Here is a 21874-nt window from a genome sequence, read left to right on the forward strand (position 1 = left end):
CGGGACCGCCTTATCTGATGGCTGGATTTGAAACAGATAATACCGATAATCTATATTATGTTAAAATCCCACCCAACGCGATAGAGGACATGGGCCAACCCCACGCCCTCCACATCGCTCAGAACTGCTCGCCAACCAGTCGCTCGCTCAGTGCCCACAGCGCCTTGGCACGCTCCCGATCCAGCGCATAAGGACGCACGCCAGCGCGAATGCCTTCCAGCTCCTCAACATGCGCCACATGGCAGTCTTCGCAATAGAGCCCGCCGACCGCATCTGCCGATGCCACCACCGCGCTCCACACTGACGTCGCCGCGCCCTGAGCAATCGACTTATAGGCCAACGGAGGCTGCCCCGCCGCCGCCAACCCAGCCTCGATCGAACCGACCAGCGCCTGCTTCTCATCCTCGCTCATATGGCGGCTCAACTCGGTTTCCCAGATCACGCCGGGATGAACGGCGGTGGCGCGAATGCCGCGCTCGCGATGGCGGGCATCGAATTCCACGGCGAAAAGGATGTTCGCGGTCTTGGAGCGACCATAGCCGACCCACGGATCATAAGCGGAACGCTCGAAATTGGGATCCTCCAGATCGACATCGGCCAGACGATGCCCCGAGGACGACAGGCTGACCAGTCGCCCTCCCTCCCGGATCAGCCCGGTAATATGGTTAACCAGCAGGAAATGACCAAGATGATTGGTGCCGAACTGGGTCTCGAAGCCATCGGCAGTATGGCCGAAAGGCGGCGCCATCACGCCCGCATTGGTGATAATGGCATCAAAACCCTGCCCCTGAGCGTTCAACGCAGCGGCGCAGGCCCGCACACTGGCGAGCGACGCGAGATCCAGCTCGACAAGTGCGAAGCTCCCGCCACTGGCCGAAGCTGCCGCGCGCACCGCAGCCGTCGTCACTTCGGCCTTGGCCAGATCGCGGGCGGCGCCCACCACATCGGCGCCACGCGCGGCCAGAGCGCGGCAGGTCTCGATGCCCAGCCCGGCCGATGCGCCCGTCACCAGAACCCGCTTGCCACGCAGATCCAGGCCCGCAAGCACATCATCGGTGGTCGAAGTCGCTCCGAATGCATTGGTCATGATCGTCTCCATCTGTTCCTGAGCGCGCCGCCATGAAAGGGGGATCGGCAGGCGGCCCGTTCCCGCCATATGGCGATGCCGGGGCCGGACACGGTGCCCGATCGTCTCAACCTCTTGCCTGATCCTATCAACCGCCTTGCAAAACCCGCTGCGAGCCACGATCCTGAACGCCATGCAGGATTTGCTCGATTCCATGTGCCGCCGCGTGCAACGCCACGCCAGCGGATTGCTTTGGGAAACCCCCGTGCCGCGCGTGGGCCTGTGCGTGTTGAACGAAACGGGCGGGCCGATGGCCAGCGTCTATCGCCCCATGGCCTGCCTGGTGCTGCAAGGCGCCAAGGAGGTGATGATCGGCAACAGCCAGTTGCGTTATGACGCGGCCAGTTGCTTTATCGCTTCGGTCGATGTGGCTGCCACCGGGCGTGTGAGCGAAGCCACAGCCGAACGCCCCTATGTCGTCACCAGCCTCTCTCTCGACCATCAGGCGCTGGCCGGATTGCTGGGGGAGCTGCCAGCCGCCCTGCCCGATCAGACTGCGCTCGATGAGGTCCGGATGCCCACAACGGGCTTCGGACTGGCGCCGGTGACGCGTGATCTGCTGGAAGCCTGGGATCAGCTTCTGGCGCTGCTCGACAAGCCCCAGGATATTCCCGTTCTGGCCCCTGCCCGCGAGCGCGAAGTGCTCTACCGCCTGCTGCAAAGCGGCCATGGCCCTATGCTGAGGCAATTGGCGCGGGACGACAGCCGCCTGTCACGCATCCGCCGCGCCATCGAGCATATCCGACAGCACTTCGACCAGCCCCTGCGCACCGAAGCGCTGGCGCTGATCGCAGGGATGAGCGTGCCCTCGTTCCACCGCCATTTCAAGGCGGCAACCGGCATGAGCCCGCTGCAATATCAGAAGAGCCTGCGCCTGCAGACCGCGCGCCAATTGCTCTCGACGCGCGCCGATGCGGCAAGGACGGCCTTTGCGGTGGGCTATGAAAGCGCATCGCAGTTCAGCCGCGAATATGCGCGCCAGTTCGGACGATCGCCGGCGCGCGACGCGGCTTTGATGAACGGCTCGGCGTGGCAGGAGGAGGAGGCGATCTAAGCCCCCTGCCCGCAGCTATAGGCGCGATAGGCCCACTGTGATAAAGGCTTACCCATGCTTACCATGCGCCAGATCGAGATGTTTCGCGCCGTCATGATCGCCAAAACGGTTAGCGGCGCAGCCAAAATGCTCAACATCTCTCAGCCGGGCATCAGCCGCATGCTCACCCATATGGAAGACCGGCTGCAATTCCGCCTCTTCGACCGCACAAGGGGCCGCCTGCTGCCGACACAGGAAGCGCAGGTGCTCTTCGACGAGATCCAGCAGATCTATGAGGGCGTGTCAGGGCTGGATAACACCGTGCGCCGTCTGGCCAAGGGCGAGGACCGGCTGTTCCGCATCGGCGCCTCGCCCTCGCTGGGCCATTCGGTACTGCCGATCATGCTGGCGCGGCTTTCTGCCAATTTTCCCGGCATCACCCTGCAGTTCGATATCCTTTCGCTCGAACAGGCGCACAACTATCTGGCCCAGCAAAAGGGCGAATATGCGCTGACCCTGTTCCCCCTCGATCACCCCAATGTGCTCTCCAACCGGATCGCGGCGGCAAGGCTGGTCTGCGCCGTGCCCGCCAGTCACCCGTTGGCCGAGCGCGATCACATCCGCGTCGAGGATATCGCCGGGGAGAACATCCTCTCCTTCCCGCCCGACACACCTCATGGCACCGCCATCGCCGAGATGTTCGAGCACGCCGGGCAGGACCTGCAAGTCGCCACCTATGTACGCTTTGCCGAAACCGCCGTCGCCTTCGTGGCCCATGGCATGGGTGTGGCGGTGGTCGACAGCTTCACCGCCATGCAACCCCATGCCGACAGCGTGCGCTTTCTTGAATTCGAGGAGCCCGGCACCTTGCCCGTCTATCTCAGCCGCAACCTGAGCATCGCGCGCGCCATCGCGGGAGAAACCTTTGAAGAGATTGCGCGATTGGTGCTGCAAAGCCTGCCCCGTCCCAAGCCCAGACAAGCCGCGAAACAAATCGAGCAATAAAATGTCCAGGCCATAACATCACGGTATGGATCAAACGTTTTCATGCGCTGGTTTTCAGATCTGCCCGCCTGCATGCTGACAGGCAGAAGAAAGTGCCCCGCTGGATCGGGGTGCGTCGCGGAGAAAGGCAGCATCACGCCATGGCAAGCTATTCGGCACGCGGCACGGTTTCCGTGCGGCCCTTTGTGACCGTAGAGGGCGTTACCGCAGAAGGGCAACAGACGCCTGTGCGCAGTCAGGATCAATGGCGCCGCCTTCAGGTTCTGGTGGTGGCCCTGTGCTTCCTGCTCAACATGCTTGACGGCATGGATGTGCTGATCCTCTCCTATATCGCTCCGGCGCTTTCGACGGACTGGCATGTCACCCCTGACCGGCTGGGCGTGCTGTTCAGCGCCGGGTTGGCGGGCATGGCCTGCGGCGGCCTGTGGCTGGCCCCGATGGCCGACCGTTTCGGGCGACGCCGCCTGATCCTGACGGCTCTGGTGTTGATGGCTTCGGCCATGTTCGCATCGGTGCTCTGCACCAATCTGTACCAGATGCTGGCGGCGCGTTTCGTGGTCGGCATGGGCATCGGCAGCGTGCTGGCCAGCATGGCCGCGCTGACCGCCGAATATGCCCCGGCCAAATACCGCAGCTTTGCGGTGGGCTTCCTTCAGGCCGGCTATCCGGTCGGAGCAACGATCACCGGCTTTGTGGTGGCGCAGCATCTCACCAGCCATGGCTGGCAGGTGATGCTGCTGGGCGCGGCGATCCTCTGCGCCATCGTGCTGCCGCTGACCTGGCTGCTGTTGCCTGAATCGATCACCTTCCTGCTCGCCCGCCAACCCAAGGGGGCGCTGAAACAGATCAACCGCCAGCTCGCCTCGCTGGGTGAACCCCTGCTTGACGCCCTGCCCCCGCGCCCCGCCGATGCGCAGGAACGCCCCGGTCTGCGCACGCTGCTGGCCGATGATCGTGCTCCCGGCACCTTCCTGCTGTGGCTGGCGATTATCCTGTGCTTCATGACACTCTATTTCGTCATCAGCTGGATCCCCAAGCTGTCAATCGAGGCCGGACTGTCACCCAAGGACGGCATTTATGCCGGGGCGATCTACAACATCGGCGCCTTTTTCGGCACCTCCACGGTGGGGCTGGTGGCGATGCGCTTCGATCTGCGCCGGGTGATCTGCGTCTATATGATGCTGGCCGCCGCCGCGCTGATGGTGTTCGGAACCGTGCAGATGCCGCTGGCCCTGACCCTGCTCACCGCCTTCCTGATCGGCGTCTTCGTGCAGGGCGGCTTCAACGGCTGCTATCCACTGGCGACCCAGTTCTATCCGCCCCATGTGCGCAGCGCGGGGATCGGCTGGGCCATGGGCATGGGCCGCATCGGCGCGGTGATCGGCCCGATGCTGGGCGGTGTGCTGCTGGGCGCCAAGGTCTCGCTGCCGGTGATCTTCGGGGTGTTTTCCGCCCCCATCGTGGTCGGCGGCTTGCTGATCACCCTGATCCGCTTCGGCAAGGCCGACTGATAGACATTCCCTTTCCATAAAGGTTCATCGAGATGACTGAAGTCCTGCAATCGGGCGGCGCGCTGCCCGGTAACAGCTTCCTGTGCGGTCTGCTGGGCGCCGGCATCGCCGGTTCGCGCAGCCCCGAACTGCACGAAACCGAGGCCCGCGCGCTCGACCTGCCGCTGGTCTACCGCATTCTGGACGGGGCGGTGATGGGCTATGGCGAGGCGGGCCTGCCGCGCATCCTGACCATGCTGGGCCAGATGGGCTTTGCCGGGGTGAATGTCACCCATCCCTTCAAGCAGGCGGTGGTGCCGCTGCTCGATCATCTGTCCGATGCGGCGCGGGTGCTGGGGGCGGTCAACACCGTGGTCTGGCGACCCGAAGGCCTGTTTGGCGACAACACCGACTGGTCGGGCTATCGCGCACATTTTCTGACCGGCCTTGGCGACAAGCCGCGTGAGACTGTCGCGATGATCGGCGCAGGCGGCGCGGCAGCGGCTGTAGGCTTTGCCCATCTCGACCTTGGCGCGCGCGATCTGCGGATCGTCGACACCGCCCCCGAGCGGGCGCAGGCTCTGGCCACGCGGCTGGGCGCGGTTTTCCCGCAAGCGCGCGTCACCGCCAGCCCCGATGTCGCCCACGCCCTGGCCGGGGCTGACGGCGTGGTGCAGACTTCACCCGTGGGCATGCAGAGCCATCCCGGCCTGCCTTTCGATCCTGCCCTGCTCGATCCGCGCCAATGGGTCTCGGACATCATCTATTTCCCGGCACGTACGCCCCTGCTGGAGGCCGCCGCCGCGCGTGGCTGCGCCACTTTGGCGGGCGGCGGCATGGCGGTGCTTCAGGCCGCGCATGCCTTCGCGCTGTTCACCGGCACCCAGCCCGATGCCGCGCGCATGCTGCGGGCCTTTGCCAAGGCAGGCTCATGATCGACGCGGCTCCGCCTGCCACGGTCCAGGTCGCGCCGCCCGTGGCGAGCACAGCGGCCTCCTCGCCCCCCGCGCCTGACGCCGCAGCCATCGCCACCGCCCTCAGCGTAGCGCGCACGCCACCTGACACGACCGGCTCGGCCACCATTCCCGCCGCCTCATCAGGTTCGGCAACGCCTCACTGGCGTCAGCGTCTGCGCAACAAGGGCGTGGACCTGACCTTCGCCTATCAGTCCGAAAGCGCCAGCGCCTTTACCGGCGGCGCGCGCGACGGCAGCGCCTATACCCAGCAATTGCTGGCCTCTGTCGCGGTGGACACCGGCAAGGCCTTCGGCTTCAAGGGCGGCAAGTTCATCTTCACCGTGGTCGAGCGCAAGGGCGTCGACCTCACCGCCACCCGACTGGGCAATCTGTTCGAGGTGCAGGAACTCTATGGCGGCGGGCAGGATGTGCGCCCCGCCAACATCACCTATGAGCAGGAGTTCAACGACGGCAAGACCGCCGTGAAGATCGGCATGTACAACAGCGGCGCCGATTTCGCGACGCTGCCCTCGGGCTGCAATTTCCAGAACTTCGCCTTCTGCCCGCGCCCGACCACGCTGTTCTACAACAGCGGCTTTTCGGGCTTTCCCGTGCCGCGCTGGGGGCTGCGGGTGAGGCAGAACATCGCCAAAGGCTGGTCGCTTTCCGCCGCGATCTTCGAGGTCAATCCGGCCCGCGCGCAAAGCTTCCATGGCTGGGATCTGGCGCCTAAATTCGATTCCGCCGTCATCCCGGTCGAGCTGCAATGGAAGGGCGGCATCAAGCCGGGGCAATTGCCCGCGCTCTTCCGCATCGGCGGGCTGATCGACACCACCAACAAGCCCGATGTCTACGCCGATGCCAATGGCAACAATTACTCACTCTCGGGCCTTGCCCCCGTCACACGGCAGGAGCGGTGGAGCGCCTGGGTGATGGGCGAAAAGGGTATCGCCCATATCGGCAAGGGCGGCGGCGGTGTGCTGAGTCTGTTCGGCACCTTCACCGCATCGGATCTGCACACCGCGCGCGTGCCCTATTTCGTGAGCGGGGGCGTGGTGGCCAAGGGCTTCTGGGCAGCGCGACCCAAGGATATGGCGGGCATCGGTCTGGTCTATGCCCGCATCAACCCGCGCACCACCGACCGGCAATTGGGCCTGCTGGCCGCCGGAAAAGCGACCACCGTCCAGACCTATGAGGCCAGTGGCGAGATCTATTACAGCGCGCAGTTCGGGCCGCTGACGGTGCGGCCCAATCTGCAATATATCAACCATGTCGGCGGCACGGACCTCTATGCCGATGCGGTGGTCGGGGGCATGACGCTCAAGCTGGTGGTGTGATCAGTCGGTCAGCAGCGTGATGGGGCCGGTGAGGCCCGATGGCTGGGCGATGATACGATCCTGGTCCTGATCCTGAAAGCGCTCGCCATAACGCAGCGTCAGCACGCGCCGGTCGGCTGGAGGTCGCGTGGCAAGAGCGTTGAGCGCGCCATTCATGACCATAATATCGATGTCATTATGGCCACTGCGCAGCGCCTGCGTGATATCGAGCCGGTAAGGCGGTGCCCAAAGCGTGCCAACCGCCTTGCCATTGATGCTGACGATCGCGGCTTCACGCACCGGGGCGGCGATGTTGGCCTGAGGGCGCGCGGGCGTTCCCTCTTCCTTCGCCAGAGGCAGGGATGGCCCCAGATCGAGCACAATGGCATGGCCCGCCGCCGCATCAGGCAGGGTAAAGCTGCGCCGATAATGCGCCGCGCCGGAAAAACCCTTGTTGTCGGTGCGATCAGTCCATGGACCTATCTTCGGGAGGCGTTCTTCATGACCGGACAGATTTAGGCTCCAGTCGGTGGAGAGATCGACCAGCACATGCAGGGCTTTTTCGGGCCCGACCGGTGCGGCATAGGCCTCGCCCAGCATCAACACACGCGTTTCATAAGGCTCCAGATGCAGCGCGAACGGCCCGGCAGGCACGCCCTTGCGCGATCCGCTCATCGGGTCCCACCATGATCCGCCTGCCGCATCCCCGGCAAAACGCGCCGTGGTGTCGATGGAACGCGGCCCGGTGTTGGCGATGAAATAAAGATGCCCACCCTCAATCCGGCGCGACAGGACGCCCAGCGCAGGCTGCGGGCTTGCAAGAGTAACGGAAGGCGGGGCCACCGCACGCAGGGCAGCATCGACCTGAGCCGTCGGCACGATCTGCGCAGCCTTCCCGCCAACCCGCATAAGATCTTGCCCGATGGCATGCACCCGCTGCGTGGCGCTGGCCTGATCCAGCAGCCCGCCCGCCGCATCGGGCAGATGATCCAGCGCGATCACCTTGCCGCCGCCTTTTACCCAATTCAGGATGGCCTGAAATGCATCCGGGTCGATCCGCTTCATCGGCGGCAGGATCAACATTCCGGCGCTCAGCCGTCCCTTGCGGATGGCGGTGGCATCGATGAAGTCGAAGCCGTAACCGGCATCCAGCACCGAACCGATCATCGCGGAGGACACCCGGCTTTTCATCGCCTTGTCCGCCGAAGCATAGTCGGGCGCCATGTTGGCGAAGACATCCTCGGTCGGCAGATAGATTGCCACCGTATTGTCAGGGGTGCCTTCGCGCAGCAGGGCACTGATCCGGGCCAGATAGCGCGTCACCGCAGGCATCGCCGGATACCACGGATTATGGTCATTGAGCGCCGAGGCAGCATAAAAACCCCAGCCCGGTTCAGCGACGCCCGGCGGGGTGTAGGGCCAGCCATGGCCCACCAACTGATTGATCCCCTGCAGGAAATGCCGGTCGGCCTCGATCTTCATATCGAGCGGGGTTGCGGCCCATGTCGGCGAATGCAGCCAGGTCCAGACCTCCGATGACACCACGGGCCGACCATAGAGATGCGCCGCCGAACTCGCCCAGCGCGTCGAGGTGAAGGAGCGCCAATCAGCCCCCTCGCCCTCCGGCAGCGTCACGAGAGCATTCGACGACAGTGTGGGCGGCGGAAAGCCATAGACCTGCGCCCGGAACCGCGTCTGGTGCGCCTGAGCCCAGCCGGTGATCGGCGCAAGGTAACGCTCATCCACCAGTTCGGAGAGGGTGCGCGCCCAATCGTAACGCACAGCCTCGCTGTCGGCCCCGGTCTGGAACAGCGCGGAAAGATGGTCGAGCAGATCGTATCCGCGACGGCGCCGGAACTCCTGAGGCAGATCGCCTGTCCAGCTTGAGCCATAGGCCTCCAGACTGTCGGAGAACATGGCATAGGGCGGCTGATCCTTGGGGAAGGCCTGAAGCAGCCGGTCGCCCACGACCTGAAGATGATGCCGCACCGCCGCCGCATCGACATGATCGATCACAAAACCTTCCGCGCCCACGGCGGCGCGCTTGACCTGCTGGCCGGTACGGCTGGCAATCGCGATATCGATCCGACGCGGTGTGGTGGCAGACGGCAGGTGGACGCAACCGTCGGTCAGCGCGATCCTTTGCCCATCGAGATAGGCGGCCAGAAGCTGCTCGCCCGCACCGGGTGCTGGAGCGCAGGCGGAAGTCTGGCGCGCAGATAGGGTGAGCTGTGCCATCCGCACCATGGAGGCCGCCTGCGTGACCGGAACATAAGGTCCACCAAAAGGCCAGCCCGAGCCGATTGTCACATCGATCCGCATGCCTTTTTGGCGCGCTGTCTCACCCGCATGGGCCAGCCGGGCGATAAAGGGATCGGACAGATAGGGAATGTTGGCGATACCGCGCGACGGATCGTCTGGCGACAGCGGATAGGTGGGCTGCACCTCGAAACCACCAAAGCCGCCTTCCTGCATCGCCGAGATTTCCCGGTCGATCTCGCCATCCTGCACCGCAGGGCCGAACCACCACCAGCGGACCATGGGCCGGGTCTGCGCCGGGGGATTTTGGAACGTGGCCCACAACCTGTCCGCAGCCGTGTCAGCGGCAGCGGGCGTTGCGCAGCGTGTCAGGGCGGCCAGGCACAGGGCGAGCGTGGTGGTCAGGCGCGGCATGGATAACATGCAAAATCCCATCAGACGGGGACTTTATGCCCCTGTTCTCTCCATCTATGGGCTTATCGCGGCCTCACACCATTCTCAATATGTAATCGATGATTGCATATATTGGAATGCAGGCCCTTTACGATGGATTGGCCTTGCGTGCGCGCTCCTCGATGGCTTGCTTGAGCGGCTGGACATAGGCTGATGTCCAAAGGCTGTTTTCCAGCGCATCCACCCTCGCCGCCATGGTCTTGTCGCGGAAAACCAGTTCAAGATTGCGGGAATTGTCGAGATAGCCCCCTTCCCAGTTGCTCGTCCCGACCCAAGCTGTCTCGTCGTCCACCACCATCACCTTGGTGTGCACGACACGGGCAAAGGGAATGGGGCCGGTCGGGGCCTGCGGGATGGTCGCCACACGGATTTCGACGCCGGGGACCGAGCCCAGAGCCAGAAGACCGGGCTGCCGCTTCGGGCTGAGGCTCCAGTCCGCGATCAGCAGACGGACCTCCACCCCGCGCGCGGCGGCACGGCGCAGTGCCTGATCGATCAGCGGATAGGGCGCGCCCGAAAAGCTGAGCGGGCTGTATTCCATCACCTCGACATGAACGGACCGCTTCGCCCCGTCGATCAGCCGGATCAGCGCCGCCTGAGAGTCACCGACGCCCTTGGGATCGAAGGCATTGGGGCTGGCCACGAGGAAAGCGCGGCGGCCTTCATCCGCCTTGTCATCCTCATGCCGCAGCGGTTCGAGCCGATGGCCCTGCGCCAGCGCCTGTTGAGCATTCCAGTCATGCGCGAAGATCGCCTGCACCTGTCCGACGATATGCGCGTCGCTGACCAGAACGCCGGTTTCATCGATCTGCTCGAGCGAGCGCCAGTCGAAATTCTGGCTGCCGATATAGCTCTGGCGCCCATCAACGGTGAAGAATTTGGCGTGAATGATGCCATCGCCGCTCACCTGAGCGAAGGGCAGCAGGCGGAAGGTCAGATTGGGAATGGCCTTGAGGCGGTTGAGCGTCGCCTCGTCGGACATCGAGACGCCCTTCTGTTCCATCAGGAAGCGGATGCGCACTCCGCGTCGTCCGGCGGACTCCATGGCCGTGATCACCCGGTCAAGCGCCGTGCCACCACCACCCGCGACATAGAACTGCTCGAAATCCACGCTCTGCCGCGCATGGGAGATCAGATCGACCCAGACCGACCCCGCATCGCGCAAATCCGGTGTGGCGAGGCTGGTTTCTACCGGGGCATTATGCACCAGTTCGAAACCGGGAAGCTGCTGCCCGGCGAAAGCTGTCGCCGGGGTGACGATAACCGACAGCGCGGCCAGGGCATGGCCACAGGATTTCAGCCCATTGAACAGCATCGATATATCCTCAAACATCACGCACCGCCGAGACACGCTTTCCCGCTACCCGGTCAAGGTCTAACTTACATGCTGGCAGTGAAAAGCCCGGCGCGGGGAGAACTGCCGAGCAGACCGTTCCGATCCTGCGACGGCGTGGGGCCAGCCATCAGCGGCAGCATGGCGCGCAGGTCGTCGCCACTGATATCGCGGGTGATAAAGACGATCCTGCTGCGCCGATCCTGCGATGGCCATGCATCGAGCAGCACCGGCGGATGGAAGACATGCTGCACGCCATGGATGACCGCCGGGCGCTCCTCACCCGCCAGATGAATGATGCCTTTGACCCGCAACAGATCGGCGCCCCTGATCCGCATCAGCAGATCGAGCCAGCGCTCGAAACTTTCGGCATCGAGCGGCGTGTCGAAGGTCAGGCAGGTCGCATGGATGCGGTCACCATGGCGGTTCACATCGTGAGCATGGCCGTGATGGTGGTGATGGCCATGCTCATAGGCCTCGGCCTGAAGCCAGTTCTGCACATCCTCGCTTTTGCTTCGGGGATCGTAGACACCGGCATCGAAGAGATGGGTAGGATCGACCTCGCCATGCAGCACCGAGATGACCGGCGCGGCAGGATTGATATCCGCCAGCCGGGCGCGCAGGGCGTTTTCCTCCGCCGCCATCACCAGATCGGTTTTGGTCAACAGCAGGCGATCCGCCATCGCGGCCTGCTTCACCGCCTCATCCTGACGGTCCAGCGTCGCCATGCCCGTGGCGGCATCGACCGTGGTGATCACCCCATCCAGCCGGTAGAGGCTTGTGAGATGGCTGTCGGTCATCAGCGTGTGAAGGATCGGCGCCGGATCGGCCAGACCGGTGGTCTCGATCAGCACGCGGTCGAACCAGCACAGGCCATCGCGTGCGAAACGCCATGGTGCATCGCGCAGGGTGGCCAGCAGATCGCCCCTGATGGTGCAGCACAGGCAACCGCCCATCATCTCCACCACCAGATCCTCACTGGTCCGCGCGATCAGATCATGGTCGAGACCAATCTCCCCGAATTCATTGATGATGACCAGCACGCGGTTCATGCCCGGCATCTGCACCAGCCGGTTGAGCAGGCTGGTCTTGCCGCTGCCCAGAAAGCCGGTCAGGACCGAGACGGGGATCAGCGATTGGGCGCCGGTGAGAAGCAGGCTCAAGCTGCCTCTCCCACAGGATCGATGGCCAGCAGCAGCCGTTGCTCCCCCGAAGCGCCCATGGGCGGGGAGCGGTGCAGGATCGCCGGTTCCTCCTCCCACAAACGGCCCTTGAAGATGCCGACGTCGCCCGCTGCCATCTGTTCGATATGTGCATCCTCGCCGGCCAAGGCGGCATAGATCCACTCGGTACCCCGGCCTGACAAGGTGCTGAGCAGGCGGGCGCGGACATAATCGGCGTGAAACTTCTTGCAGCCGTCGGTCTCGACGATCTCCAATCGCAGCCGCAGCGAGGAACAGCCCATCAGTGTCGCGAAGTAGGTCGCAAGCTCGGCAACCTCATGGGCCAGCGCCGCAGTCCGCGCGCCGGGCGGATAGTGCGCGGCCTGCAACAGGCGCGCGACTTGGCTGTGCACGTCCTGCGTCATCACGATGGAATCCACGTCCGACACCGGCTCCCAGTTCTGCCGGTCGAGCCAGTTCAGCGTTTCGGGCCTTTCCCTTCGCCACAGGGTCAGGTCCACGCCGGGCCAGAGAATGTCGTCCAGCCCCTCGATCCCGCCGGAGATCGAGACGGGGCTTTTCACTTGAACGAGGTTCATTCGGCAGCCTCGACCACCGGAGCATCCCATGAGGGGAAAGGATCATGCAGCCCGGCCCAGACCCGAGGCGTGAAGGCATCCACCGGCAACAGGCAGGCATCCAGCGCGGCGCGAATTGCGCTCTCATCCATATCGATGCCGATAAAGACCAGTTCCTGCCGCCGGTCGCCCCAGATATGATCCCAATGCTGCGCCACGAAACGCTCGAAGCGGCCATCTTCGGGCCACAGATGCTTGGGGATGCTGCCCCACCAGCGGCCCATGCGCGAGGTCGTTGTCTGGGCGCCCGCCAGCGCCAGCTCGCCCACCAGATCGGGGCGCGAGGCCAGCCAGAAATGGCCCTTGGCGCGCACCACCCGGTCGAGCCCCTCGCCGGTCAGAAAGGCGTGGAACAGCGCGGGATCGAAGGGGCGGCGCGCGCGATAGACGAAGCTCTCGATGCCATATTCCTCGCTTTCGGGTTGATGGCTGGCATAACCGTATAGCTCCTTGGCCCAGAGCGGGTGCTGCGAGGCCTTGTCCTCATCGAACAGGCCGGTGCCAAGGATGGCCTGCAGATCGACCTGCCCGTGATCGGCGGCGATGATGCGGGCATCGGCATTCAGGCTGGCGACCAGCTTCTTCACGACCGCCAGTTGCTCAGGGCTGACCGAGGAGGCCTTGTTCACCACCACCACATCGGCAAATTCGATCTGCTCGACCAGCAGGCCGACAAGGCTGCGCGTATCGTCATCGCCTAGCGATTCCCCGCGATCGGCAAGGAAATCCTGGCTGGAATAGTCCTTCAGCAAGTTGATCGCATCAACGACCGTCACCATCGTGTCGAGCCGCGCCACATCGCCCAGCGACACACCCGCCTCATCGCGGAAGGAAAAGGTGGTGGCGACCGGGAGAGGCTCTGAAATGCCTGTGCTTTCGATCACGAGGTAGTCGAAACGCCCAGCCTCGGCCAGCTTGCGCACCTCCAGCAGCAGATCGTCGCGCAGGGTGCAGCAGATGCAGCCATTGGTCATCTCGACCAGCGTCTCCTCGCTGCGCGCCAGCGAGGCATCGCCGCCGCGCACCAGATCGGCGTCGATGTTCACCTCCGACATGTCGTTGACGATCACCGCGATGCGCAAACCCTGCCGGTTGGCAAGCAAGGCATTGAGCAGAGTGGTCTTCCCCGCCCCCAGAAAACCCGAGAGAACGGTAACGGGCAGGCGGCCGTCGTCGGCGGCGGATGGATGGGTCATGGGGTACTCCTCACAGAATCAATGATACATTATATCATCTTATCGCAAGGAGCAATCCCATGGGCCGCATGACACGGCGGCCTTTATGGGGTCGGGATGTCAGGCGATCTGCGGCTCAAAGGAAAACCACGCCTGCTGCGCGTGATCGTAAAGCTGGATCAGGCGTTCGGAGACACGCGCCTCATAATGCCCGGCGGAGCCATGGTCATAGCCCCTCGCCTTGTCTCCATCGACCTCCAGCGAGACGAACGCCTGGTCGCCGACATCGAAAATATCGGGAAGGTCGCCCCCGAAAGTGGAAGACCGATCGCCATCCGCCCCCTGCAGCCGCTTGCCCCGGCATTCGGCGGCGACGCGCAGATGCTCGCCAGCGGCGAAATCATAGAGCCCCGCGACTTTCTGTCCGGTGATGACACTATAGGCGGAAGCGGCGACCAGCGCGCGACGATGAGCTTGCATCAGACTTATGTGGCATCTGCGATGGGAGCCTTCAAGGGCATCGCAAAGGCAGGGCATTGGCCCCACATGCGCAACGGGTGACCGCAGGGATAATGGGCGATCCGGCGCCTATCCTTGCCGAAAAGCCAGTCGCATCCGATATGTGCATCCGCGAAACGCAAGAGCCTCTCCCTCCCCATGCGTCTCGCCCCATCTTACCGGAGTCCCCCCGCCATGACCTATCCCGACACTCAGCTTTTCATCAACGGCACCTGGCAGGATGCCGCAGACGGACGCACGCTCGGGGTGGAAAACCCCGCGACAGGGCAGGAGATCGGCCGGGTGGCCCATGCCGGGAAGGCCGACCTGGACCGCGCGCTGGAGGCCGCCCAGCGCGGTTTCGAGACCTGGCGCGACCACACCCCCGCCGCGCGCAGCAAGATCATGCGCAAGGCCGCGCCGCTGATGCGCGAGCGCGCCGAGGACATCGCCCAGCTGCTGACCCAGGAACAGGGCAAGCCGCTGGTCGAGGCGAAGGTCGAGGTGCTGGCCGCCGCCGACATCATCGAATGGTTCGCCGACGAAGGCCGCCGCGTCTACGGCCGCATCGTGCCGCTCGCGCAACCTGGCGATCCGCCAGATGGTGATCAAGGAGCCGGTCGGCCCGGTGGCCGCCTTCACGCCCTGGAACTTCCCGGTCAACCAGGTGGTGCGCAAGATCTCGGCGGGGCTGGCCGCAGGCTGCTCGCTCCTCGTGAAGGCGCCGGAGGAAACCCCCGGCCTGCCCGGCCGCCCTGCTCCAGGCCTTCGTCGACGCGGGCGTGCCCGCGGGCGTGGTGGGCCTGGTCTTCGGCGATCCCGCCGAGATCTCGAACTACCTGATCGCCAGCATCCGATCATCCGCAAGGTCACCTTCACGGGCTCGACCCCGGTGGGCAAGCAGCTGGCCGCGCTGGCCGGCCAGCACATGAAGCGCGTCACGATGGAACTGGGCGGCCATGCCCCGGTGATCGTCGCCGAGGACGCCGACATCGACCTGGCGGTGAAGGCCGCTGGCGCCGCCAAGTTCCGCAATGCCGGCCAGGTCTGCATCTCGCCCACGCGCTTCCTGGTTCACAACAGCGTGAAGGAGGAGTTCGCGCAGGCGCTGGTCAAGCCACGCCGAAGCAGCCTCAAGGTCGGCGACGGCCCCGCGCAGGGCGCGCAGATGGGCCCGCTGGCCAATCCGCGCCGTCTGGCCGCCATGGCCGAGTTCCAGCAGGATGCGGTCGAGAAAGGCGCCACCCTGCTCACCGGCGGCAGCCGCATCGGCGAGACGGGCAACTTCTTCGCGCCCACCGTGCTGACCGACGTGCCGCTGGAGGCACGACCTGTTCAACGACGAGCCCTTCGGCCCGATCGCGGCGGTCCGCGGCTTCGACCCGCTGGAGGAGGCGATCACCGAGGCAAACCGCCTGCCCTTCGGCCTGGCCGGCTATGCCTTCACCCGCTCGCTGGCCCATGCCGATCTGCTGACCCGCCGGGTCGAAGTCGGCATGCTGTGGGTGAACACGCCCGCGACGCCCTCGGCTGAACTGCCTTTCGGTGGGCTCAAGGATTCCGGGTACGGTACGGAAGGTGGGCCCGAGGCGCTCGACAATTACCTCAACACCCGCGCGGTGGTGGTCGCCAACGTGTGATCAGCAAAGGGCGCCAGCGGAGAAACCCGCTGGCGCCCTTTGACCGGCAGAAGGTCGGTCAGAAATGCATGCCCTCGCCATCGATCCGCAGATTGGCGGCGGATTTGCCAAGCACCATGGCGAGATTGGCGCGCGCGGAATCCTGAAGATTGCTGACAGTCGCAGGATTTTCCGTCGCCGTTTTGCGCGAAAGCTGCGCGACCGCCATGAACATGCCGACCATCGCGGTCTGCTCATACATCTTGCGCCGTGTCTGCAGCGCGATGCGCGGGAAGCCCTTGCTCTCCTCCAGCCCGTGGCGGACCTGCGCCACCACCTTCAGAAAAGCGGCATCCGGCAGTTCGACGCCGTGCAGGAACATGTAATTGCCCGCGATATAGGACGAGATCGCGGTGGCGACATCATTGTCGGGCAGCGAAAGCTTGCGCTCGAACTGTTTGAAGGCACCGAAAGACTGCACATAGTTCGCCTTCATTGTTCCGCGAAGATCTGACGGAAAATGCGTGGCCAGATCGGCGGCATTGAGATCCACCTGCGAGGCCACACTGGCAGGAATGCGGGTGCTGGGGGGCGCTGCTTTCGGGGCAGATTGATGGATCGCGCTGCTGCCGGTGAAGGGGATGGTCGTCGCATTGGAGAACAGCGGGACGATCAATGTCGGAAAAAGTGGAGCGGTCGTACCGACATATTGGGCAGAAGCAGGCGCTGGAACCACGACACAAGCCATAACTGCCAGAAGCAGAGCACCGTAAATCCGTGACATGAAGCATCGCCTCCCTCAACTTCAACAATTTACCTTGCGGATATCGTGCATCACACAGGCTTCACCCTCTCAGTAAAGCATGGAATGCGGGATGAATTTATGACCTGAGCAATGGATTTTCTGATGATCAGATCCGTCAATTCGATAGATGATCACTCTGGACAACTCTTGAAAAAATTCGACAGATCACATGATGGATCGCTGCTCCAGCCATCTGCCACTCCCCCTTCCACCAGCGCGCCGAACCAGGCGTGCCCTCCTGTGAAAATTAAATAGACATTGTTCAATTTATCCATTACCTCCTCCCTCAACGAAACAGGGGAACAGGAATGGCAGGTTTTCTCAAAAAGCTGGTTCACGATCTGGAGGCGCCGATCGAGGCGCGCGGCTTCGGGACCGGCTGGTTTGCAGGCTTTTTCGCGCTGCTGTTGGCGGCGGCGGGCCTGTGCTTCGTGACCGCGCTGCGCTGGCCGATGTGGTTCGCCACGCCCGATCTGGGCCGCGTGCTGACCTCGCCCGGCTTTCGCATTCTGGTCCATGTCACGCTGCTGGGCGCCTATGGGCTGGCGCTGCTCAGCCTGATGCTGCGCCCCAGCAAGGCGCTGGGCCTTACCGCGCTGATCGTCGCGCTGGGTGCCACGATCCTTGGCGGAGCCTCTGTCCAGCCGCGTGAGGCGCATGATTGGGGCATCTTCTTCGGCGTCGATTTCTTCGCGCTGAATTTGATCGCCACTGGCGTGATGTTCGCCCCGCTGGAACGCATCCTGCCCCATCGCGCCAAACAACGCCTGTTCCGCCCGGAATGGAGCGAGGATCTGTTCTATTTCCTCGTCAGCTCGATGCTGGTGCAGCTCATCACCTTCCTCGCGCTGGCGCCCTCAAGCTACCTCAATGCACATGGCACCGCGCTTGGCAGCATCCGCGCGACGATCAGCGGCCTGCCCTGGGCAGTGCAGTTCCTGCTGGCCATGTTCCTCACCGATCTGACGCAATACTGGTTCCACCGGACCTTCCACCGCATTCCCTTCCTCTGGGGCTTTCATGCGGTGCATCACTCGGCGCGCTCGATGGACTGGCTGGCTGGCGGCCGCATGCATTTCGTCGAGATCATCCTGCTGCGCGGCGTCACCTCGCTGCCGCTGCTCACCTTCGGCTTCCTGCCCTCGGTGATGCAGGCCTATATCGGCATGGTCTATGTCTATTCCTCACTGGTGCATGCCAACATCCGCGGCGATTTCGACCGGCTGGGCCGCTGGATCGTGGTGCCGCGCTTCCATCACTGGCACCATGCGCTGGAGGCGGAAGGGATCGACAAGAATTTCGCGATCCACTTTCCCTGGCTCGACCGCCTGTTCGGCACGCATTACTTCCCCAAGGGCGAATGGCCCAAGGGCTATGGCGTGCCCGAGGCGGTGCCCACCGGCTACCTGGCCCAGATGCGCTATCCCTTCGTGCGCAAGGCTGACTGACAATTGGAAAGCGCCCGCCCCACAGGCGGGCGCTTCCTCACAGCAGAGTGCCCGAGAGGATGGCCAGAGCGATGGTGAAATAGATCACCAGCCCGGTCACATCGACTAGCGTGGCCACAAAGGGCGCCGAAGCACTGGCAGGATCGAACTTCAGGCGTTGCAACAGGAACGGCAGCATCGACCCGGCCAGCGAGCCAAAGGTGACGATACCCACCAGCCCTGCCCCCACCGTGGCCGCCACCAGCACCCAATGCGGGCCATAGTCATAGAAACCAAAGCCCTGCCACACGGCGATGCGGATGATCCCCACCAGCCCCAGAATGCCGCCCAGCACCAATCCGGCAGGCAGTTCGCGCAAGGCCACACGCCACCAGTCGCGCAGGCGAAGCTGCCCCAGCGCCAGAGCCCGAATGATCAGCGACGTCGCCTGACTGCCGCTGTTGCCGCCCGAACTCATGATCAGCGGGATGAACAGGGTGAGCACCACAGCCTTTTCCAGCTCGGTCTCGAAATGCTGCATGGCGCTGGCGGTCAGCATCTCGGACAGGAACAGCACCGAGAGCCACCCCGCCCGCTTGCGGATCATCGCCAGAAAACCGGTTTCCAGATAAGGCCGGTCCAAAGCCTCGACACCGCCGAACTTCTGCGCATCCTCAGTGTGTTCGGCAACCAGCGCATCGAGCACGTCATCGACGGTCACGATGCCCAGCGGGCGACCATCCTCACTCACCACCGGCAGGGCCAGCAGGTCATGGCGACGGATGAGATCGGCCACAACCTCACGGTCGGTGCCGGGGCCAACACAGACCGGATCGCGCCCGCGCGCCAGATCGATGGCGGCAGAGCCCGGCTCGGCCATGATCAGGCGGCGCAGCGAAATCGCCGCCACCAGCCGCCCGGCCGCATCGGTCAGAAAGATCGAATAGATGGTCTCGCGGGTGCGCTCCACACTGCGGATATGGGCCAGCGCCTGTTCCACCGTGGCGCTTTCGGGAATGGCGACATATTCGGTCGTCATCATGCCGCCGGCGCTGTCATGCGGCCAGGCCAGCAGCGCGGTCAGCGACTTGCGCAAATCAGGGGTCAGCGCGGCGATGATCGGCTCGCCCGCCTCCCCCATCGCGGCGAGCACATCGGCGGCGCGGTCTTCCGACATCTGCGACACCAGCGCGATCGCGCGGGCAACCGGCATCAGCGCCAACACATCGGGCGCGCGGCGAAATTCGGGCCGGTCGAGCACGGCCACGGCGCGCACATCGGGCATGCGCGCCAGCTTTTCCGCCGCTTCCTGACGCGGACACGCGTTCAGCATCTCGACGATATCGGCGATATAGAGCCCATTGCGGCTCTTGCGCGCACCATTCGCGTGGGAACCGGTGACCACACCGGCAAAGAGGTCGTTCATCATGTTACACCTTCGTCCGCACGACCGGGCGGACGACAGCCAGCGCGAACTAGCGGACGCCTCCCCGACGTGCGATCATACTGGAACTGTCGCTGGACATGTTCTCGCTTCCTGACTTGGCACTTGCTGTGCCGCGGCCCCTTTGGACCTCGTTGAGACGGTAGTCAATGTGGGGCGGCGAGATACCGCCGCCCCGACACCGGGTCTTATCCGGCCAGCGCTTCAGCGCTGTAGTCCATGGCCTGCAGGTCGATCAGCATTCCCGGCCCCTTGGGGTTCCAGCCCAATTGAGCGCGGGTCCAGGCGCTGGAGGCGGGCATATCGAGCGCGGCGAACATCGCCATCCAGCCGAAATGCTCGGGTGCCTGCTCCGGCGTCAGCGAGGTCACCGGCAGGCCAAGCCCGGCGCCCAGCACCTCGGCAATGGCGCGCGCGGTGATGCCTTCCTCGGCCACAGCGTGCCAGCGAGCGCCGGGCGTGCCGTCAGCCAGCGCCTTGTCGATCGCCAGCCGATAGAGATGCGCCACATCGAGCACATGCCCTGCGGGCCAGCGGTTCAGCCCCTCGCCCACATAGGCCACGCGGCCCTTCGCGCGCGAGATGGCGACCAGCGGCGAGATCAGCCCCTGCCGCACCGGATCATGCACCTGAGGCAGGCGCATCGCATCGACATGGACACCCGCCTCCAGCAGGGCCTGCCCGGCCTGCTCCGAGGCCGCGCGCGGGTTGGGATGGGCGTGGTCGAACACATCCTCGGTGGCGGGCGAACCATCGGCATGGCTGCCCAGCCCGGTGCCCGATGTGATCAGCATCGGCCGCTTCGAGCCCTTCAGCACCTCACCCATGGCGGTGATCGCCGCGCGATCCTTCTCGCAATTGGCCGCAAAATTGGAGAAATCGTGATCGAAGGCGGTGTGGATCACGGCATCGGCCTGCTCGGCACCGGTCCGCAGGCTGGCAAGGTCTTCCAGCGTGCCGCGATGCACACGCGCCCCGGCCTCCTCCAGCGCTCTAGCACCGCTGTCGGAACGGGTGAGGCCCAGCACCTCATGCCCGGCTTCCAGAAGTTCAGGGACGATCCGCGATCCGATAAAGCCGGTCGCTCCGGTCAGAAAGATACGCATTGGCTTGGCTCCATATTGTCCGGCGCCCCAGATCGGCCTAGAATGCTTCCTGTTAAAGTAGTGAGTTTATCGTGGTATAAACCTCAACAGGATTCCCCATGCCCCCTCATGATGAGCAACCATCAACGGCTGACGATGTGCTGGAAGCGGGCAACGCGCTGGGCAGTTTTCTGCGCGATCGCCGCGCCCGGCTCGATCCGGCCAGTTTCGGCTTTCAAATCGGGCGCCGCCGCACCCCCCGGCCTGCGCCGCGAGGAGGTCGCCCAGCGCGCCAACATCAGCCCCACCTGGTACACCTGGCTGGAGCAGGGACGCGGCGGAGCGCCCTCGGCCGATGTGCTCAACCGCATCGCGGCGGGGATGATGCTGACCGAGCCCGAGCGCGAGCATATGTTCATGCTGGCTCTGGGCCACCCGCCCGAGCCACGCTATCGCGAGATCGACGGAATTACCCCGCGCCTGCAGCGTGTGCTCGATACGATGGCGCTCAGCCCGGCGCTGATCCGCACCGCGACCTGGGATGTGGTGGCGTGGAACAATGCCGCCGCTGCCTTGCTGACCGACTATGCCCTGTTGCCGCGCAAGCAGCGCAACATCCTGCGGCTGATGTTTTCCAGCGAGCGCATCCGTGATGCTCAAGAGGATTGGCTGCATGTGGCGCGCTATGTGGTCGGCTCCTTTCGCGCCGATGCCGCGCGCGCCGGAGCCGGCGAGGAAATTCGCCAGTTGGTCGAGGAACTCTCTCAATCCAGCGCCGACTTCGCCGCCCTGTGGCGCAGCAACGACATTGCGGGCCATGGCGACGGGGTGAAGCGCATCCGCCATCCCGACGTCGGCCTGATCGAGCTGGAGTTTTCGACCTTCGCCGTGGAGGGGCGGCCCGACCTCAACATGCTGGTCTATAACCCGGCCACGCCCGAAGGTGTGGAGCAGGTCCGCCGCCTGATCGAGGCACGGAACAGGCAGGCTTAGCCTTTGAAATAAAACGCGCAGACCCACCATCGTCGTCCATTTGTCATCTTGGGTCG

Annotated in this window: 18 protein-coding genes and 3 pseudogenes; 10 read left to right on the top strand and 11 right to left on the bottom strand. The window is 64.3% G+C overall.

Translation table 11 applies throughout. From position 1 onward, the window contains the following. Positions 1–118: 118 nt before the first annotated feature. Positions 119–1087 (bottom strand): SDR family NAD(P)-dependent oxidoreductase, encoded by a 969-nt coding sequence (locus ABDW49_RS11505; RefSeq protein ID WP_343612022.1) that lies wholly within the window; start codon positions 1085–1087, stop codon positions 119–121. Between the two features lie 172 nt (positions 1088–1259). On the opposite strand from ABDW49_RS11505, the gene ABDW49_RS11510 reads away from it, so the two are divergent. From ABDW49_RS11510 to ABDW49_RS11530, 5 genes are all read left to right on the top strand, one after another. Next, complete coding sequence (locus tag ABDW49_RS11510) at positions 1260–2180, top strand: AraC family transcriptional regulator (protein ID WP_343612024.1); 921 nt, start codon at positions 1260–1262, stop codon at positions 2178–2180. A 54-nt stretch (positions 2181–2234) separates the two neighbouring features. Continuing rightward, positions 2235–3164 (top strand): LysR family transcriptional regulator, encoded by a 930-nt coding sequence (locus tag ABDW49_RS11515; protein WP_343612025.1) that lies wholly within the window; start codon positions 2235–2237, stop codon positions 3162–3164. Positions 3165–3304: 140 nt separating this feature from the next. After that, on the top strand, positions 3305–4675 hold the full coding sequence (locus ABDW49_RS11520) for an MFS transporter (protein WP_343612026.1): 1371 nt from the start codon (positions 3305–3307) through the stop codon (positions 4673–4675). Positions 4676–4707: 32 nt separating this feature from the next. Then, on the top strand, positions 4708–5589 hold the full coding sequence (locus ABDW49_RS11525) for a shikimate dehydrogenase (RefSeq protein WP_343612028.1): 882 nt from the start codon (positions 4708–4710) through the stop codon (positions 5587–5589). Further along, complete coding sequence (locus ABDW49_RS11530) at positions 5586–6947, top strand: carbohydrate porin (RefSeq protein WP_343612030.1); 1362 nt, start codon at positions 5586–5588, stop codon at positions 6945–6947. The genes ABDW49_RS11525 and ABDW49_RS11530 overlap by 4 nt, the downstream gene beginning before the upstream one ends. Here ABDW49_RS11530 and ABDW49_RS11535 read toward each other — a convergent pair whose 3' ends face one another. The 6 genes from ABDW49_RS11535 to ABDW49_RS11560 all read right to left on the bottom strand — a co-directional run bounded on the left by ABDW49_RS11535 (position 6948) and on the right by ABDW49_RS11560 (position 14427). Beyond that, complete coding sequence (locus ABDW49_RS11535) at positions 6948–9608, bottom strand: glycosyl hydrolase (RefSeq protein WP_343612032.1); 2661 nt, start codon at positions 9606–9608, stop codon at positions 6948–6950. Positions 9609–9726: 118 nt separating this feature from the next. Beyond that, positions 9727–10953, bottom strand: a complete 1227-nt coding sequence (locus ABDW49_RS11540) for a phospholipase D-like domain-containing protein (protein WP_343612033.1) — start codon at positions 10951–10953, stop codon at positions 9727–9729. Positions 10954–11018: 65 nt separating this feature from the next. Next, positions 11019–12134, bottom strand: coding sequence for a GTP-binding protein (locus tag ABDW49_RS11545; protein WP_343612034.1), 1116 nt, complete (start codon positions 12132–12134; stop codon positions 11019–11021). After that, positions 12131–12733, bottom strand: a complete 603-nt coding sequence (locus ABDW49_RS11550; protein WP_343612036.1) for a DUF1826 domain-containing protein — start codon at positions 12731–12733, stop codon at positions 12131–12133. Before ABDW49_RS11550 ends, ABDW49_RS11545 begins: the two co-directional genes overlap by 4 nt. After that, positions 12730–13968: a GTP-binding protein gene (locus tag ABDW49_RS11555; RefSeq protein ID WP_343612039.1), complete on the bottom strand. Its 1239-nt coding sequence runs from the start codon at positions 13966–13968 to the stop codon at positions 12730–12732. The genes ABDW49_RS11550 and ABDW49_RS11555 overlap by 4 nt, the downstream gene beginning before the upstream one ends. Positions 13969–14067: 99 nt before the next feature. After that, complete coding sequence (locus ABDW49_RS11560; protein ID WP_343612040.1) at positions 14068–14427, bottom strand: hypothetical protein; 360 nt, start codon at positions 14425–14427, stop codon at positions 14068–14070. A gap of 213 nt (positions 14428–14640) precedes the next feature. Between ABDW49_RS11560 and ABDW49_RS11565 the strand changes: the two are divergent. From ABDW49_RS11565 to ABDW49_RS11575, 3 genes and pseudogenes are all read left to right on the top strand, one after another. Next, positions 14641–14970 (top strand): annotated as a pseudogene (locus ABDW49_RS11565) (aldehyde dehydrogenase family protein); the annotation flags it as partial. Positions 14971–15046: 76 nt separating this feature from the next. Then, positions 15047–15709, top strand: a pseudogene (locus ABDW49_RS11570) (aldehyde dehydrogenase family protein); the annotation flags it as partial. Positions 15710–15830: 121 nt separating this feature from the next. After that, on the top strand, positions 15831–16085 hold the full coding sequence (locus ABDW49_RS11575; protein ID WP_343614258.1) for an aldehyde dehydrogenase family protein: 255 nt from the start codon (positions 15831–15833) through the stop codon (positions 16083–16085). A gap of 58 nt (positions 16086–16143) precedes the next feature. Here the strand turns inward: ABDW49_RS11575 and ABDW49_RS11580 are convergent, their stop codons facing one another. Next, positions 16144–16800 (bottom strand): DUF6683 family protein, encoded by a 657-nt coding sequence (locus ABDW49_RS11580; protein ID WP_343612041.1) that lies wholly within the window; start codon positions 16798–16800, stop codon positions 16144–16146. Between the two features lie 200 nt (positions 16801–17000). Further along, on the bottom strand, positions 17001–17144 hold the full coding sequence (locus tag ABDW49_RS11585) for a hypothetical protein (protein WP_343612043.1): 144 nt from the start codon (positions 17142–17144) through the stop codon (positions 17001–17003). Positions 17145–17177: 33 nt separating this feature from the next. Here ABDW49_RS11585 and ABDW49_RS11590 point away from each other — a divergent pair, with 33 nt between their 5' ends. Next, entirely contained in the window at positions 17178–18317 is a 1140-nt protein-coding gene (locus tag ABDW49_RS11590) for a sterol desaturase family protein (RefSeq protein ID WP_343612045.1), read from the top strand. A gap of 37 nt (positions 18318–18354) precedes the next feature. On the opposite strand, the gene mgtE is transcribed toward ABDW49_RS11590, so the two are convergent. Both mgtE and ABDW49_RS11600 read right to left on the bottom strand, forming a co-directional pair. Next, complete coding sequence (gene mgtE / locus ABDW49_RS11595; protein ID WP_343612047.1) at positions 18355–19725, bottom strand: magnesium transporter; 1371 nt, start codon at positions 19723–19725, stop codon at positions 18355–18357. Positions 19726–19928: 203 nt separating this feature from the next. Beyond that, positions 19929–20846, bottom strand: coding sequence for an SDR family oxidoreductase (locus ABDW49_RS11600; RefSeq protein WP_343612048.1), 918 nt, complete (start codon positions 20844–20846; stop codon positions 19929–19931). A gap of 98 nt (positions 20847–20944) precedes the next feature. On the opposite strand from ABDW49_RS11600, the pseudogene ABDW49_RS11605 reads away from it, so the two are divergent. Continuing rightward, positions 20945–21818 (top strand): annotated as a pseudogene (locus ABDW49_RS11605) (helix-turn-helix transcriptional regulator). Positions 21819–21874 lie beyond the last annotated feature (56 nt).

This window comes from Novosphingobium sp., from assembly GCF_039595395.1.
Taxonomy (GTDB): domain Bacteria; phylum Pseudomonadota; class Alphaproteobacteria; order Sphingomonadales; family Sphingomonadaceae; genus Novosphingobium.

What these genes read in the sequence shown, in the direction of transcription:
- mgtE (WP_343612047.1), bottom strand. Translation starts at nt 19,725, where the DNA reads ATGATGAACGACCTCTTTGCCGGTGTGGTCACCGGTTCCCACGCGAAT.
- ABDW49_RS11515 (WP_343612025.1), top strand. Translation starts at nt 2,235, where the DNA reads ATGCTTACCATGCGCCAGATCGAGATGTTTCGCGCCGTCATGATCGCC.
- ABDW49_RS11505 (WP_343612022.1), bottom strand. Translation starts at nt 1,087, where the DNA reads ATGACCAATGCATTCGGAGCGACTTCGACCACCGATGATGTGCTTGCG.
- ABDW49_RS11560 (WP_343612040.1), bottom strand. Translation starts at nt 14,427, where the DNA reads ATGCAAGCTCATCGTCGCGCGCTGGTCGCCGCTTCCGCCTATAGTGTC.
- ABDW49_RS11510 (WP_343612024.1), top strand. Translation starts at nt 1,260, where the DNA reads ATGCAGGATTTGCTCGATTCCATGTGCCGCCGCGTGCAACGCCACGCC.
- ABDW49_RS11555 (WP_343612039.1), bottom strand. Translation starts at nt 13,968, where the DNA reads ATGACCCATCCATCCGCCGCCGACGACGGCCGCCTGCCCGTTACCGTT.
- ABDW49_RS11520 (WP_343612026.1), top strand. Translation starts at nt 3,305, where the DNA reads ATGGCAAGCTATTCGGCACGCGGCACGGTTTCCGTGCGGCCCTTTGTG.
- ABDW49_RS11530 (WP_343612030.1), top strand. Translation starts at nt 5,586, where the DNA reads ATGATCGACGCGGCTCCGCCTGCCACGGTCCAGGTCGCGCCGCCCGTG.
- ABDW49_RS11590 (WP_343612045.1), top strand. Translation starts at nt 17,178, where the DNA reads ATGGCAGGTTTTCTCAAAAAGCTGGTTCACGATCTGGAGGCGCCGATC.
- ABDW49_RS11535 (WP_343612032.1), bottom strand. Translation starts at nt 9,608, where the DNA reads ATGTTATCCATGCCGCGCCTGACCACCACGCTCGCCCTGTGCCTGGCC.
- ABDW49_RS11550 (WP_343612036.1), bottom strand. Translation starts at nt 12,733, where the DNA reads ATGAACCTCGTTCAAGTGAAAAGCCCCGTCTCGATCTCCGGCGGGATC.
- ABDW49_RS11600 (WP_343612048.1), bottom strand. Translation starts at nt 20,846, where the DNA reads ATGCGTATCTTTCTGACCGGAGCGACCGGCTTTATCGGATCGCGGATC.
- ABDW49_RS11525 (WP_343612028.1), top strand. Translation starts at nt 4,708, where the DNA reads ATGACTGAAGTCCTGCAATCGGGCGGCGCGCTGCCCGGTAACAGCTTC.
- ABDW49_RS11585 (WP_343612043.1), bottom strand. Translation starts at nt 17,144, where the DNA reads ATGGATAAATTGAACAATGTCTATTTAATTTTCACAGGAGGGCACGCC.
- ABDW49_RS11540 (WP_343612033.1), bottom strand. Translation starts at nt 10,953, where the DNA reads ATGCTGTTCAATGGGCTGAAATCCTGTGGCCATGCCCTGGCCGCGCTG.